Origin of the sequence: Halomonas beimenensis, from assembly GCF_002549795.1 — a bacterium.
GTDB classification, from domain to species: domain Bacteria; phylum Pseudomonadota; class Gammaproteobacteria; order Pseudomonadales; family Halomonadaceae; genus Halomonas; species Halomonas beimenensis.
The window spans coordinates 3,689,622-3,703,112 of the sequence record NZ_CP021435.1; the positions used below are offsets into that span (position 1 = coordinate 3,689,622).

General features: G+C 69.5%; 11 protein-coding genes. 3 read left to right on the forward strand and 8 right to left on the reverse strand.

Going from position 1 to position 13,491, the window contains the following annotated elements:
* Position 1: 1 nt before the first annotated feature.
* Positions 2-2,188, forward strand: a complete 2,187-nt coding sequence (locus BEI_RS17225; RefSeq protein WP_097790649.1) for a TRAP transporter permease — start codon at positions 2-4, stop codon at positions 2,186-2,188.
* Positions 2,189-2,283: 95 nt separating this feature from the next.
* Here BEI_RS17225 and metF read toward each other — a convergent pair whose 3' ends face one another.
* Positions 2,284-3,126 carry a methylenetetrahydrofolate reductase [NAD(P)H] gene (gene metF, locus BEI_RS17230; protein ID WP_097790650.1) on the reverse strand — a complete coding sequence of 281 codons (843 nt, stop codon included), beginning with the start codon at positions 3,124-3,126 and terminating at the stop codon, positions 2,284-2,286.
* Positions 3,127-3,387: 261 nt separating this feature from the next.
* Here metF and BEI_RS17235 point away from each other — a divergent pair, with 261 nt between their 5' ends.
* Positions 3,388-4,320 (forward strand): AEC family transporter, encoded by a 933-nt coding sequence (locus BEI_RS17235; protein WP_097790651.1) that lies wholly within the window; start codon positions 3,388-3,390, stop codon positions 4,318-4,320.
* On the opposite strand, the gene BEI_RS17240 is transcribed toward BEI_RS17235, so the two are convergent.
* Together BEI_RS17240 and BEI_RS17245 are read right to left on the reverse strand one after the other, a co-directional pair.
* Entirely contained in the window at positions 4,317-5,267 is a 951-nt protein-coding gene (locus BEI_RS17240) for an IS481 family transposase (RefSeq protein ID WP_097787822.1), read from the reverse strand. The two genes, BEI_RS17235 and BEI_RS17240, sit on opposite strands and share 4 nt — an antisense overlap.
* 84 nt (positions 5,268-5,351) lie before the next feature.
* Positions 5,352-6,005, reverse strand: a complete 654-nt coding sequence (locus BEI_RS17245) for a glutathione S-transferase family protein (protein WP_097790652.1) — start codon at positions 6,003-6,005, stop codon at positions 5,352-5,354.
* Positions 6,006-6,118: 113 nt separating this feature from the next.
* Here BEI_RS17245 and BEI_RS17250 point away from each other — a divergent pair, with 113 nt between their 5' ends.
* Complete coding sequence (locus BEI_RS17250) at positions 6,119-6,664, forward strand: TetR/AcrR family transcriptional regulator (protein WP_097790653.1); 546 nt, start codon at positions 6,119-6,121, stop codon at positions 6,662-6,664.
* Here the strand turns inward: BEI_RS17250 and BEI_RS17255 are convergent.
* The 5 genes from BEI_RS17255 to metK all read right to left on the reverse strand — a co-directional run bounded on the left by BEI_RS17255 (position 6,647) and on the right by metK (position 13,267).
* Positions 6,647-7,501, reverse strand: coding sequence for a UDP-2,3-diacylglucosamine diphosphatase (locus BEI_RS17255; RefSeq protein WP_227644509.1), 855 nt, complete (start codon positions 7,499-7,501; stop codon positions 6,647-6,649). The two genes, BEI_RS17250 and BEI_RS17255, sit on opposite strands and share 18 nt — an antisense overlap.
* Before the next feature lie 88 nt (positions 7,502-7,589).
* Entirely contained in the window at positions 7,590-8,741 is a 1,152-nt protein-coding gene (locus BEI_RS17260) for a GGDEF domain-containing protein (RefSeq protein ID WP_097790655.1), read from the reverse strand.
* A 43-nt stretch (positions 8,742-8,784) separates the two neighbouring features.
* On the reverse strand, positions 8,785-10,194 hold the full coding sequence (gene ahcY / locus BEI_RS17265) for an adenosylhomocysteinase (protein ID WP_097790656.1): 1,410 nt from the start codon (positions 10,192-10,194) through the stop codon (positions 8,785-8,787).
* Between the two features lie 66 nt (positions 10,195-10,260).
* The gene (gene ligB, locus BEI_RS17270; RefSeq protein ID WP_097790657.1) at positions 10,261-11,925 is read right to left on the reverse strand and encodes an NAD-dependent DNA ligase LigB; all 1,665 of its coding nucleotides are present in this window, start codon (positions 11,923-11,925) and stop codon (positions 10,261-10,263) included.
* Between the two features lie 121 nt (positions 11,926-12,046).
* Complete coding sequence (gene metK / locus BEI_RS17275; RefSeq protein ID WP_097790658.1) at positions 12,047-13,267, reverse strand: methionine adenosyltransferase; 1,221 nt, start codon at positions 13,265-13,267, stop codon at positions 12,047-12,049.
* Positions 13,268-13,491 lie beyond the last annotated feature (224 nt).

Genomic DNA, 13,491 nt, shown 5'->3' on the forward strand with positions numbered 1-13,491 from the left:
CATGTCCCAGCACAACGATCCCCGTCACGACGTCCGTGACGACGAGGAGGTTCGCCCCGTCGTCGCCGATGGCGTGGACGAAGAGGCCGTGGAATCCAACCGGCGCCTCTACACCGGCTGGCAGTGGCTGCTGTTCGGCGCCCTGGCCATCGCCTACTCCAGTTTCCACCTGGTGTCGCTCAACCTCTATCCGATGGAGACCTGGTCCTTCCGCATCGTGCACATCTGCGGTGCCCTGATCCTGGGCTACGGCCTGTTCGCCGGCACCCGCTTCGCCGACGACGGCCACAAGCCCTCCCCGGCCTGGCTGGCGTGGCTGAGCTACGCCCTGCTCATCCCGGCGGGCTACGCCCTGGTCCAGGTCTTTTTGATGCAGCGGGCCATGAGCGGCGGCGCCATGCGCATCGAGCCGCACATCGAGGCCTTCCATTTCGGCTACCCGCTGATGCTGGCCACCGCCGCGGCCATCCTGCTGTCCTGGAGCTACCGCCAGTACCGTCATCGGCTCTCCCCGGCGGACCTGGTGCTGATGGTCTGCGCCGTCGCCAGCGCCGGCTACCTGCTGGTGATGTTCAACAGCCCCCTGCGGGCCTCCACCGGCACCCCCTTCGCGCCCATGGGCATCTCCTACGCGGCGATCGCCGGGGCCGCGCTGATCCTCGAGCTGACTCGCCGCGTCGCCGGCCTGGCGCTGGTGATCATCGCCGGCATCTTCCTCGTCTACGTGTTCGCCGGCCCCTACCTGCCGGGCTTCCTCGGCTATCCTGGCCTCTCGGTGGGACGCTTCTTCAGCCAGGTCTACACCGATGCCGGCGTGCTCGGCCCGACCACCGCGGTGTCCTCGACCTACATCATCCTGTTCATCATCTTCGCCGCCTTCCTGCAGGCCTCGAAGGTCGGTGACTACTTCGTCAACTTCGCCTTCGCCGCCGCCGGCCGCGCCCGCGGCGGCCCCGCCAAGGTGTCGATCTTCGCCTCCGGCCTGATGGGCATGATCAACGGCACCAGCGCCGGCAACGTGGTCTCCACCGGCTCGCTGACCATCCCGCTGATGAAGAAGGTCGGCTACCCGGCCCGCAGCGCCGGCGCCATCGAGGCCGCCGCCTCCACCGGCGGGCAGATCATGCCGCCGATCATGGGCGCCGGCGCCTTCATCATGGCCGAGGTCACCGGCATCCCCTATACCGAGATCGCCGTGGCGGCGCTGATCCCGGCCATCCTCTACTTCCTGTCGATCTACTGCATGGTCGACTTCGAGGCCGCCCGCAAGGGCATGCGCGGCATGCGCAAGGAAGAGATCCCGCTGTTCTCGAAGCTGGTCAAGCAGGTCTACCTGTTCGCGCCCATCATCATCCTGATCGTGGCCCTGTTCATGGGCTACTCGGTGATCCGCGCCGGCACCCTGGCCACCGCCTCGGCCGCCGTGGTGAGCTGGATCTCGCCCAACAAGATGGGTCCGACGGCCATCCTCCGTGCCCTGCAGCTGGCCGGCACCATGGCCATCCAGATCATCGCCGTGTGCGCCTGCGCCGGCCTGATCGTCGGCGTCATCGCCCTGACCGGGGTCGGCGCGCGCTTCTCCTCGCTGCTGCTCGGCCTGGCCGGGGTCAGCCAGCTGCTGGCGCTGTTCTTCGCCATGTGCATCTCGATCCTGCTCGGCATGGGCATGCCGACCACCGCCGCCTACGCGGTGGCCGCCTCGGTGGTCGCCCCGGGCCTGATCGAGATCGGCATCCAGCCGCTGGTGGCGCACTTCTTCGTGTTCTACTTCGCGGTGGTCTCGGCGATCACCCCGCCCGTGGCCCTGGCCTCCTACGCCGCGGCGGGCATCTCCGGGGACAACGCCATGAGCACCTCGGTGGCCTCCTTCAAGATCGGCCTGGCCGCCTTCATCGTGCCCTTCATGTTCTTCTACAGCCCGGCCATGCTGATGGAAGGCTCCTGGCTGCAGATCCTGCGAGTCGGGGTGACCGCCACCCTGGGCATCGTGCTGCTGTCCGCCACCGTCCAGGCCTGGTTCTTCGGCCCGGTGAAGGCCTGGCAGCGCCTGGTGATGATGGTCGGGGCCCTGTGCATGATCTATGGCGGCCTCTACACCGACGTGGCCGGCCTGGCCATCGGTGCGGCCCTGGTGATGTACCAGCGTGGCCGCAACGGCGGCGGCGCCCAGCCGGTGACGTCCGGCTGACGCCTCCCCCACCTACGCGAAGGGCCCCGCCGGATGGCGGGGCCCTTCTTCGTCATGCGGACGGGAATCCAGGACCGGCCTACGGCCGGCTGGGTTCAGGCGGAGATATTGTCCAGCACCTTGAGGGTCGGCTCGGCCTGGTTGAGCGTGTAGAAGTGCAGCCCCGGGGCACCGCCGTCGAGCAGCCGCTGGCACAGCCGCGAGATGACCTCCTCGCCGAAGGCCGCGATGGCCGCGCTGTCGTCGCCATACGCCTCGAGTTGCTTGCGGATCCAGCGGGGGATCTCGGCGCCGCAGGCATCGGAGAAGCGCGCCAGCTTGGTGTAGTTGGTGATCGGCATGATGCCCGGCACGATCGGCGCCTCAACGCCCAGGGCGCGGGCCCGCTCGACGAAGTGGAAGTAGGCGTCGGCGGTGAAGAAGTACTGGGTGATGGCCAGGTCGGCCCCGGCCTTCATCTTGCGGGCGAAGTTCTCCAGGTCCCGGTCGAAGCTCGGTGCCTGGGGGTGGGACTCCGGGTAGGCCGCCACGGCGATCTCGAAGTGGTCGCCGGTCTCCTCGCGGATGAACTCGACGAGCTCGTTGGCGTACCGGAGCTCGCCGACCCCGCCCATGCCCGAGGGCAGGTCCCCGCGCAAGGCCACCAGGCTGTCGATGCCTTCCTCCCGGTACTGGACCAGCAGGTCGCGCAGCGCCGCCTTCTCGCTGCCGATGCAGGACAGGTGCGGCGCGGTGGTGAAGCCCGACTCGCGCACGGCGCGCACCGTGTTGAGGGTACGATGCTGGGTCGAGCCCCCCGCACCATAGGTCACGGAGAAGAAGCGTGGACGACGGGCGGCCAGGGCATCCCGGGTGCGCATCAGCTTCTCGTGCCCGGCCTCGGTGTTGGGCGGGAAGAATTCGAAGCTGATCCCCAGCGGATGCTCGTGTGCACTCATCGATCCGGTCCTCGTGGTTCGGGCGGTGTCCAGGTTCGCCGTCCGGCGGCGCAGGGCGCGAGCGACGGGCGGCGCGGTGATGGCGCCATTGTGACGACTCGGGCCGAGGACGACCAATGAAAGTTTCGTCATCCTGCATCGATTCCATTCATATAAAAACCCGGACTTCCATAACCAGGCGTGCTAAAGAGCGCCCGACCGAGCCTGACAGCCGATCCGCCGCCAGGCATCATGAGGGCCCGCTCGACAAGGACGCGACGCATGACCCTCGACCCCGACACCCTGATGGGCCCGCTATGGACCCTGCTGGCCTTCGTGGCCCTGGGCTGGCTGGTGGCCAGGCGACTGGCCGTCGACCCCCGTCCCATCGCCACCCTCCTCATCTATCTGATCGCCCCGCTGACCTTCTTCCGGGGGCTGATCCTGGGGGGCCCGACGCCGGCCGACCTGCTGATCACCGCGGCGCTGTTCGTCACCGCCTGCCTGGTGGCCCTGGGAGTCAGTCGACTGGCCCGCGGGAGGCTGCCCGGCGAGGAGAGCGCGGTGCTGGCCTTCTCCGCCGGCACGGGGAACACCGGCTACTTCGGCCTGCCGGTGGCGCTGGTGCTGCTGCCGCCCGAGGGCGTCACGCTCTATCTCTTCGGCGTGCTGGGCGTGACCCTGTACGAATTCACCCTGGGCTTCTATCTGAGCGCCCGCGGCCGCTTCTCGGTGCGCGACAGCCTGGTCAAGATCCTGCGCCTGCCGCTGATCTACGCCTTCCTGGCGGCCCTGCTGGTAGAAGGCAGCGGTCTGGCCGTGCCGCCGGCGGTCCTGGAAGGGCTGGAGGTCTTCCCGCCGACCTACACCCTGCTCGGCATGATGATCATCGGCATGACCCTGGGGCGGGTCACCATTCGCCAACTGGACTGGCGCTTCATCGGCGCCTGCGTGGCGGTACGCTATGTGGTCTGGCCCCTGCTGGCGCTGGGCGTCGTACTGGGACTGCAGGCCACGGTGGGGATCTCGCCGGCGCTCGCCATGGCCCTGCTGCTGGTGGGCGTGGTGCCCATGGCCGCCAACGTGGTGGTGGTGGCCATGGAACTCGGCATCGCCCCGGAGAAGGGTGCCCTGGCGGTGCTGCTCACCACCCTGGCCGCCCCCCTGCTCATTCCGCTCTACCTGGGCTGGATGCTGCCCCTGGTCGGCGGCTAGCTGTGTAAACCCACCAGGTTGTTCACGGAAAGGCCTAACCGGTGAACCGGAGAGCAGTAATCCAAACTGGCATGCGGCCGATGCCAGTTGTACTGGTGCAGCCAGGCCGGCAGATGTTGCCGGCGCTGCTCCGAGCTCTCGTAGGACCGCGCATAGGCCCATTCGCGAAGGGCGGTTTGAATAAACCGCTCTGCCTTGCCATTGGTGCGTGGGGTATAAGGGCGAGTGCGCTTGTGCGTTAGCCCCAGGCGCCGGCACAGGCGCTGGAATGCCTTGGATTTGTAACAGGCGCCGTTGTCGGTCAGGACACGGGCGAAGCGAACCCCGAGCCGCCGGTAATAACGCATCGCGTCCAGCAGCGCGTAACACGCGCTCCAACCGGTTTCATTGGGATAGAGGGTGCCGAAGGCCACCCGTGAGTGATCGTCGATAGCGATATGGACATACTCCCACCCCGCGCCGGGCGTGTTCTGCTGGCGATCGCCCGTCACCCGATGGCCCGGGCGTTCGAAACGTCCCAACTTCTTGATATCCAAGTGCAGGAGATCCCCTGGCGCGTCATGTTCATAGCGGTTATCAGGCCTTGCCGGTGACAGCAAGGCCAGCCGGTTCAGCCCCTTGCGCTTGAGGATCCGCGCCACCGTGCTCTGCCCGATGCCCAGCGCCCGGGCGATCTGGCGATAGGTCTGACGCTGCTGACGACGTTCGATGACCTGCTCCACGGTGGCGGCATCGGTGGCACAAGGGCTCCGCCCCGGGCGCGACGAGCGGTCTTGAAGCCCCGGGAGGCCTTCTTCGCGGAACCGGCGGACCCACTTGTAGACCGTTCTCACACTGACGCCCTGAGCTTGAGCCACTTCCCTTGGCCGTATCCCTTCATCGATGACACGACGTGCCAGCAGGGCTCGACCATGTGGGGTAAGACGGGCATTCTGGTGAGTGTTCATCCGGACCTCCTGGAGCGATTGGTTGGTTCGCATCTCCAGTCTTCCGGGTAGGTTCCGGATGAACAACCTACCGAGAGATCACAGCTAGCCCAGCTCCGGCGCGACCAGCACCCGGGCGGCGGCGGGCCGGGCCTGAAGCCGCCGGATATAGGCCACCAGGCGCGGGGTCTCGGCGAGGAAGGCCTCCGCGGCAGCCAGGCCGAGCAGGTAGTCGAGCATGGGCGCCGCGATGGCATCGGCAATGGTGAAGTCGTCGCCCACCAGGTAGTCGCCCTCGGCCAGCTGGCCCTCCAGCAACCCCAGCACCCGCGCCAGCTCCGGCTGGGCCGCGGCCACGGCGTCCTGGCGCACCGCGCCTCCCACGCCCTTGGGGAAGACGAATTCCAGCAGGTAGCGACGCACCAGCGCCTGATCCACGTAGCCGGCGAGCACCCCGGTCCACTGGTCGACGCGCGCCCGCGGCCAGGGAGCCTCGGGTTGCAGCGCCGGCCCCTCGAAGGCGCCATCCAGGTAACGGCAGATGGTGGGCGTCTCGATCAGGCGGCGCTCGCCATGGAGCAGGATGGGAACCTTGCCGAAGGGATGCAGCGCATAGTGCGCCGGGGAATGCAGGGCGACGGGCCGGCCGTCGACCTCGGGGCCCAGGGTGTAGGGGATGCCCTTCTCCTCGCAGCACAGCTGGACGCTGCGCACGAAGGTGCTGAACTGGGGGCCGACGATATGCACGGAGGCGGTCATCTCGGGACTCCTTCGGTGGGAGATGATGGCAGGCTAGTCCGCGTCACCATATGTTCAAGAACATATGGTGACGAGATGCCATCCTGACGGGATCAGCCACGAGGAGAATCGCCATGCCCTGGAGCGCCGATCACAAGGCCCGGACTCGCCGACGCATCCTGGAGGCCGCCGCGACGCTGTTCACCCGCCACGGCTTCGTCGAGGTGAGCATCGATGACGTCATGCGCCACGCCGGCCTGACACGCGGGGCCTTCTATGCCCACTTCGCGTCCAAGGGCGAGCTCCACGCCGAGTCGCTCCACCACGCCGCCCACGCCCAGGCCCACCGACTGGAGGGCGTCACTGCCCAGGCGCTCGCCCTCGGCTACCTGAGCCAGTCCCATCGCCAGGGCGAGGCCATCAACTGCCCCCTGGCCTGCCTGGTCAGCGATGTCGCCCAGCAGGACGAGCGGGTCCGAGGTACCTACACCCGACTGTTCGCCGGCTTCGTGTCACGCTGCCAGGACGCCGACGCCTCTTCGCCCGACCGTGAGAGGGCGCTGCAGCGGGCGGTGGCCCTGATCGGCGGCATGGCGATCGCCCGCACCCTCAACGACGACGCCCTGGCGGAGGAGCTGCTGGCGGCCTGCCGGACCCTGGTCTCACCCGAGACGCGCTGACACGGGCAGCGACGGGTCAGGCGGGCCAGCCCCGGCGACGGACTGCGCCTCGCCCTCGGGGACGGTCAGGGTACCGATGACCGGTTCCCGTTCGATCACCTCCCCGCGCCAGTCGATCAGCCGTAGTCGACCGTCCGCCCCTTCCAGCAGCGCCGTGCAGTGCTCCACCCAGTCCCCGTCGTTGCAGTAGAGGAGTCCATCACGGGCGCGGAAGCCGGCCTTGTGGATATGGCCGCCGACATAGCCGTCCAGTCCCTCCCTGGCCGCCTGGTGCAGCGCCGCCTGCTCGAACTGGGCGATGTAGCGCTGAGCGGCCCCGACCCGCCGCTTCAGGGCGCTGGCCAGCGACCAGTAGGGCAGCCCCAGCAGCCCGCGGGTGCGGTTGCACCAGCGATTGAGCGTCAGCACGAACTGGTGCATGCCGTCGCCCAGCGCCAGCAGCCAGGGCGCGATACGCACATGGGTATCGAATTCGTCGCCGTGGCTGACCAGCAGCCGCCGCCCGTCGGCGGTGACGTGGATCATGCGCCGCTCGATGCGGACCCGATGGACCCTCAGGCCGCAGAGCCGGCGCAAGGCGGCATCGTGGTTGCCAGGGATGTAGACGATCTCGCATCCGCCGCGGGCCAGACGCAGCAGTCGCGCCGCGAGCCGCCGCTGGTCCGGGGGCAGCACCGCCCGACGGCGCATGGCGATCAGGTCGACGATGTCGCCGACCAGGTAGAGGCGTTCGGGACGCACGCGGCGCAGCAGGCTGGCCAGCAGCGCCGCCTGGCAGTCCCGTGTGCCGAGATGGACGTCGGAGACGAAGAGGGTACGGGCGTTGGGCGTCGGCATGGGCACGGTCTCCTGGCGTGACGAGCCCAGGATGCCCCGACGGCATGACAGGCGCTTGGCGGCGCCATGACGGTCCCATGACCCCGGCTCAGGCGGAACCGGCATCGCGTTCTGACCGGTAACGTTCCCGGGCATGACGCTTGTGGACGTACATGGCGCTGTCGGCGCGCTGGATCAGCTCGTCCAGGTCCGCCGCCCCCTCGAGCCAGGGACGGTAGCTGGCCACCCCCACGCTGACGCTCGCCTCCTCCACCGCCGCCGCCTCGCAGGGCGTGGCGGCCAGGGCCGCCTCGAGGCGCCGGGCACGCTCCATGGCTTCCGGCTCGTCGGTATCGGGCAGGATCAACAGGAACTCGTCCCCGCCCATCCGGCAGCCCAGCTCGTCGGGGCCGAGCTGCTCGGCGATGGTGCCCGCCACATGGCAGATCAACCGGTCGCCGCAGGCATGGCCATGGGTATCGTTGATCTGCTTGAGCCGGTCGATGTCGACCAGCAGCACCGACAGGGGCCAGCGCTTGAGATGACAGGCGTCCAGGGCCTCGCGCAGGAAGGTCATGCCCCATCGCCGGTTGGCCAGGCCGGTCATGGCATCGAAGTTGGCCAGGTGGGTCAGTTCCAGTTGCCTGGCCGCCAGCGCCTCGTTGGCCTCGGTCAACTCGGCATTGCGCCGTCTCAACGCCTGGCTCAGCGCGGCGGCACGATGGAAACCGTCGTAGCGCACGTAGCACAGCAGCGGGGAGATCAGCCAGCCGATCAGCAGGAAGACCCCGCCCAGGCGCAGCAGCTCGACCGGGTCGAAGGGGCTCCAGAGGGCGAAGCAGGCCGTGTAGGCGACCAGCATGACCAGATTGTGCGCGAGCATGCAGCGCAACCGCCAGACGGCCACCACCGGCAGCAGCACGAACATCGCCACCGCCACGCTCTGGTTCCAGAAGAAGAAGGCGAAGGCGTCGGTGACCTGGCTGGCTCCCCAGGAGAAATACACCTCGGCCCCCAGGGCGCCGACCAGCAGGGCTCGTTCGCTGCGCGCCGGGCGGCGATGCTGCCAGATCAGGCATGCCATCAGCAGGCCGACCACGGCGAGGCGGCCGGCCCACAGCGCCGGCCAGCGATCGGGCACCATCCAGTAGTCGAAGGGCAGATAGCACAGCAGGCCGATGATGCCGCAGGCCATCAGGGCCGCGTTCAGACGCGCCTGCTGGTCACGCTCCTCGGCCGACAGTTCCGGCTCCGCCGGCACGGCGACCTCCCGGGGCGGGCACCGCCCGCCCGCATCAAGCGGCTCAGTAGCGGTAGTGGTCGGGCTTGAAGGGCCCCTCCGCGGGAATGCCGGTATAGTCCGACTGGGCCTGGCTCAGGCGCGTGATCACGCCGCCGAAGCCTTCGACCATGTAGCGGGCGACCTCCTCGTCCAGGTGCCGAGGCAGCACCGAGACGTCCAGGGCCTCGCGCTTGCCGGCCGCGTCGAGCTCGGCGAAGCGGCCCTCGTAGAGATGGAGCTGGGCCAGCACCTGGTTGGCGAAGGAGCCGTCCATGACCCGGGAGGGATGCCCGGTGGCGTTGCCCAGGTTCACCAGCCGCCCCTCGGAGAGCAGGATCAGGTAGTCGCGACTGTCCGGGTCGTAGTCCCCGGGATCGCTGTCCCGGTAGACCTTGTGCACCTGCGGCTTGACCTCCTCCCAGTGCCACTGGCGACGCATGTAGGCGGTGTCGATCTCGCTGTCGAAATGGCCGATGTTGCAGACCACCGCGCCCGGCTTCAGGCACCGGAGCATGGGGGCGTCGCAGGCGTCGATGTTGCCCGTGGCGGTGACCACCAGGTCGATACGGGCCAGCAGCTCGCGATCGATGCTCTCCATGCCGCGATTCACGCCGTCGCGGTAGGGCGACACCACCTCGAAGCCGTCCATGCAGGCCTGCATGGCGCAGATCGGATCGATCTCGGCGACCCTGACGATCATGCCCTCCTGGCGAAGCGAGGCCGCCGAGCCCTTGCCGACGTCGCCGTAGCCCATCACCAGTGCCTGCTTGCCGGCCAGCAGGTGATCGACCCCACGCTTGATGGCATCGTTCAGGGAGTGGCGGCAGCCGTACTTGTTGTCGTTCTTGGACTTGGTCACGGCATCGTTGACGTTGATCGCCGGGACCTTGAGCCGGCCATCACGCAGCATCTCCTGGAGCCGGTGCACCCCGGTGGTGGTCTCCTCGCTGATGCCGTGGACGGCGTCGAGCAACTCGGGGCGCTTGTCGTGCAGCAGGGCGGTGAGGTCGCCGCCGTCGTCGAGCACCAGGTTCGGCGTCCAGCCGTCCGGGCCCTCGACGGTCTGCTCGATGCACCACCAGAATTCCTCCTCCGTCTCGCCCTTCCAGGCGAATACCGGAATCCCGGCGGCGGCGATCGCCGCCGCGGCATGGTCCTGAGTCGAGAAGATGTTGCAGGACGACCAGCGCACCGTGGCCCCCAGGTCGACGAGAGTCTCGATCAGCACCGCGGTCTGGATGGTCATGTGGATGCAGCCGGCGATCCGCGCCCCGGCCAGGGGCTGGCCGTCGCGGTACTTGGCGCGGATCGCCATCAGCGCCGGCATCTCGGTCTCGGCGATGCGGATCTCGCGCCGCCCCCAGTCGGCGAGGGCGATGTCGGCGACCTTGAAATCCGTGGTGTCGGGCGCGGATACGGCGGGCTGGTTCATGTGTCACCTCTTTCCTCGGCGAAAAGCGTGACCTTCACTATAGGCAGCCGGCAAAGCCGCGAACAATCAACGCTCGAAGCCGGCGATGCCCGCCGCCGACAGCCGGAGCGCCAGGCGACGCACCTCGGGATGGGCGAAGAAGTCGCTCAGCGCCTCGGCCCTCGCCTCGCCGACCCCGGGCAGGGCCCGCCATTCGGCCGGCGAGCGCGAGACCAGGGTCGCCCAGTCCGGCGTGTCGCCCGCGTCCCAGCCGGGCGGTGGCCCCAGCGCCGAGAGCCAGGCCGGGAAGGGCCGCCGCCGGGCATCGCGGAAGGCGTCGGCCAGCCGTGCGGCGCGCGCCTCGGCGATGCCGTCCGCTCCGGCGAGCGCCCGGGGCGAGAGCGCCAGCCAGTCGAGCAGTCCCTCCACCTGCCCGGCCTCGACCAGGGCACGCCAGGTGCCTGGCCCCAGGCCGGGCAGGTCCAGCGCCCGCTCGCCTCCCAGCCAGGTCAGGCGCTCGACGAACTGGTCCTCGCAGCCGGGCAGCGGCTGCCAGCAGCTGAGGGGATGGTACTCCGAGGCCGGCGGAGGCACGACCTCGGGACGCTCGGCGGCCCGCCAGGCCACGCCCTCCAGGCGCGGCACGGTCAGCCCGGCCAGGGCGACGATCACCCGGTCGCCGGGACGGATATCCAGGGCTCGCCAGCGCTCGAGCGAGCCGACGGACACGCGCCGCAGGGTGCGCCCGTCGAGGGTGACCGGCACCAGGTGCAGCAGCGGGGTGATCCGTCCGGTCCGGCCGACGCGAAACGTCACGCCGCGCACCTCCGCGAGCGCCTCCCGGGCCGGGTACTTCCATGCCGCGGCCTCCCGACGCCCAGGGGCCGCCCGCCGCCCCTCCTTCAGCACCACCCCGTCGGTGGCGAAGGGCAGCGGGCTGCGGTACCAGGCCTCGCGCAACCGCTGCACCTTGGCGAAGGTGGCGACGGGCCGGCTCCACAAGGCGGTATCGGCGAACCCCAGGGCCTCCAGGCCGGCCAGGCGGGCCGCCATGGTGGCCGGCCCGCCCGGCCAGCCCCACACGAAGAGGCCGATCTGCGCGGCCGGCCCGTCCGCCAGGCGCTCCCGCGCCAGCCAGCCGGCCACGGCGCTGCGTGCCCCGGCACTCCCGGCCTCCGCCTGCACATGGCCCCCCAGGCGGCGATACAGCTCCCCCTGGAGCACCAGCCGGTCGGGAGCCGAGGGCGGCAGGCGGTCGGGCACGTCAGGCAGGCGGCGCACCCGGGCCGTCCAGTCCTGCCCGCGCTCCCCGTCGCCGCGGCTGATGGCGCGTACCAGCCGGCCGGCCTCGTAGATCAGGGTCACCGCCACGCCGTCCACCTTGGGCTGCAGCCAGACATGGTCATGGCTCGCCAGCCAGGTTCGGACCTCGGTGTCGCCATCGAGCTTGGGCAGTCCGGCCTGGGGCACGGGATGGCGGAGTTCCCCGGTCGGGCCCGCCGACGGCGGCGCCGCGGGCAGCAGGTCGGGGAAGCAGCGCCGCCACTCGCTCAGCCGGGCGCTGGCCTGATCATAGACGGCATCGCTCACCGGCGAGGAGCCGTCGCGGCGATAGGCGGCGTTCCAGGCCTCAAGGCGTTGGTGGAGGGCCGTCAGTTCGCGCTCGGCGCGGGGGATCGACCAGCCCGGACAGTCGGCGAGCAGCGGGAGGGACCACAGGCAGAGGAGGAGGATGGCGAGACGGCGACGCATGGCGAGCGTTCCCGGCAGGGGCCTGTCTCGACCCTAGCAAAGGGCCCCGCCCGGCGATGCCGGGCGGGGCCCTCAAGCGGTGTGCGAGATCGCCGACCCGTCGGCGACCTCGACCCGGCGCCTACAGGCCGGCGGCGCCGCGCAGCGCCTCGGCGCGGTCCGTCTTCTCCCAGGGGAAGGCGGTGAAGGTCTCGGTGTGCTGCTCGCCCTGGGTGTCGGTCCAGGTGTAGCTGGTCTCGAAGGGCTCGCGACCGAAGTGGCCGTAGGCCGCGGTCAGCCGATACATGGGGTGCAGCAGGTCGAGCATGCGGGTGATGGCGTTGGGGCGCAGGTCGAAGTGTTCGCGCACCAGGGCGACGATGCGCTCGTCGCTGATCTTGCCGGTGCCGAAGGTGTTCACCGACACCGAGGTCGGCTCGGCCACCCCGATGGCGTAGGACACCTGGATCTCGCAGCGCTCGGCCAGCCCGGCGGCGACGATGTTCTTGGCCACGTAGCGGCCGGCGTAGGCGGCGCTGCGATCGACCTTGGAGGGGTCCTTGCCGGAGAAGGCACCGCCGCCGTGACGGGCCATGCCACCGTAGGTGTCGACGATGATCTTGCGTCCGGTCAGGCCGCAGTCACCCACCGGGCCACCGATGACGAACTTGCCGGTGGGGTTGATGTGGTACTGGGTGGACTCGGTGAGCCACTCGGCGGGGATCACCTGCTCGATGATCTCGCGCTTGACCATGCTGCGCAGCTCTTCCTGGTCGATGTCCGGGTCGTGCTGGGTGGACAGCACCACGGCATCGACGGCGCAGGGCTTGCCGTGCTCGTCGTAGCGGAAGGTCAGCTGGCTCTTGGCGTCCGGGCGCAGCCAGGGCAGCAGGCCGTGATGGCGCAGCTCCGCCTGGCGCTCCACCAACCGGTGCGAGTAGTGGATCGGCGCCGGCATGAAGGACTCGGTCTCGTTGGTGGCGTAGCCGAACATCAGGCCCTGGTCGCCGGCGCCCTGATCCTCGGGCTTGCTGCGGTCGACGCCCTGGGCGATGTCCACGCTCTGCTTGCCGATCAGGTTCAGCACGCCGCAGGTCTCACCGTCGAAGCCGACATCGGAGGAGGTGTAGCCGATGTCCAGGATCACCCGACGCACCAGCTCCTCCAGGTCGACCCAGGCGGAGGTGGTGATCTCGCCGGCCACGATGGCCACGCCGGTCTTGACCATGGTCTCGCAGGCCACCCGGGCATTCTTGTCTCGCGCGATGATGGCATCGAGCACCGCATCGGAGATCTGGTCGGCGATCTTGTCCGGGTGCCCCTCGGACACGGATTCGGAGGTGAACAGGGAGTATTCGCTCATGGCGTCCTCGACCCTCTGGAAGTGGGATGACGGCGTCTGGGCTCGAAGCCAGGGTAATGGAGTGGCGCAGGCCCCGCGAGTCGGGGAGCGGCGCGCCTTGGCCCGGGCGGGCCGGCTGGGGGCGGATTCTACACCCTCGCCCCGCGCCTTCCTAGCGCGCGAGCGGGCGCGGATTTGAAGGCCGGGGCCCATTCGGCGACAATGAGCGGCCGAAATCGACCGCG

Bases quoted from the DNA above. Each gene is read 5' to 3' on its own strand.
- BEI_RS17225 (WP_097790649.1), top strand. From the start codon at position 2: ATGTCCCAGCACAACGATCCCCGTCACGACGTCCGTGACGACGAGGAG.
- metF (WP_097790650.1), bottom strand. From the start codon at position 3,126: ATGAGTGCACACGAGCATCCGCTGGGGATCAGCTTCGAATTCTTCCCG.
- BEI_RS17235 (WP_097790651.1), top strand. From the start codon at position 3,388: ATGACCCTCGACCCCGACACCCTGATGGGCCCGCTATGGACCCTGCTG.
- BEI_RS17240 (WP_097787822.1), bottom strand. From the start codon at position 5,267: ATGAACACTCACCAGAATGCCCGTCTTACCCCACATGGTCGAGCCCTG.
- BEI_RS17245 (WP_097790652.1), bottom strand. From the start codon at position 6,005: ATGACCGCCTCCGTGCATATCGTCGGCCCCCAGTTCAGCACCTTCGTG.
- BEI_RS17250 (WP_097790653.1), top strand. From the start codon at position 6,119: ATGCCCTGGAGCGCCGATCACAAGGCCCGGACTCGCCGACGCATCCTG.
- BEI_RS17255 (WP_227644509.1), bottom strand. From the start codon at position 7,501: ATGCCGACGCCCAACGCCCGTACCCTCTTCGTCTCCGACGTCCATCTC.
- ahcY (WP_097790656.1), bottom strand. From the start codon at position 10,194: ATGAACCAGCCCGCCGTATCCGCGCCCGACACCACGGATTTCAAGGTC.
- ligB (WP_097790657.1), bottom strand. From the start codon at position 11,925: ATGCGTCGCCGTCTCGCCATCCTCCTCCTCTGCCTGTGGTCCCTCCCG.
- metK (WP_097790658.1), bottom strand. From the start codon at position 13,267: ATGAGCGAATACTCCCTGTTCACCTCCGAATCCGTGTCCGAGGGGCAC.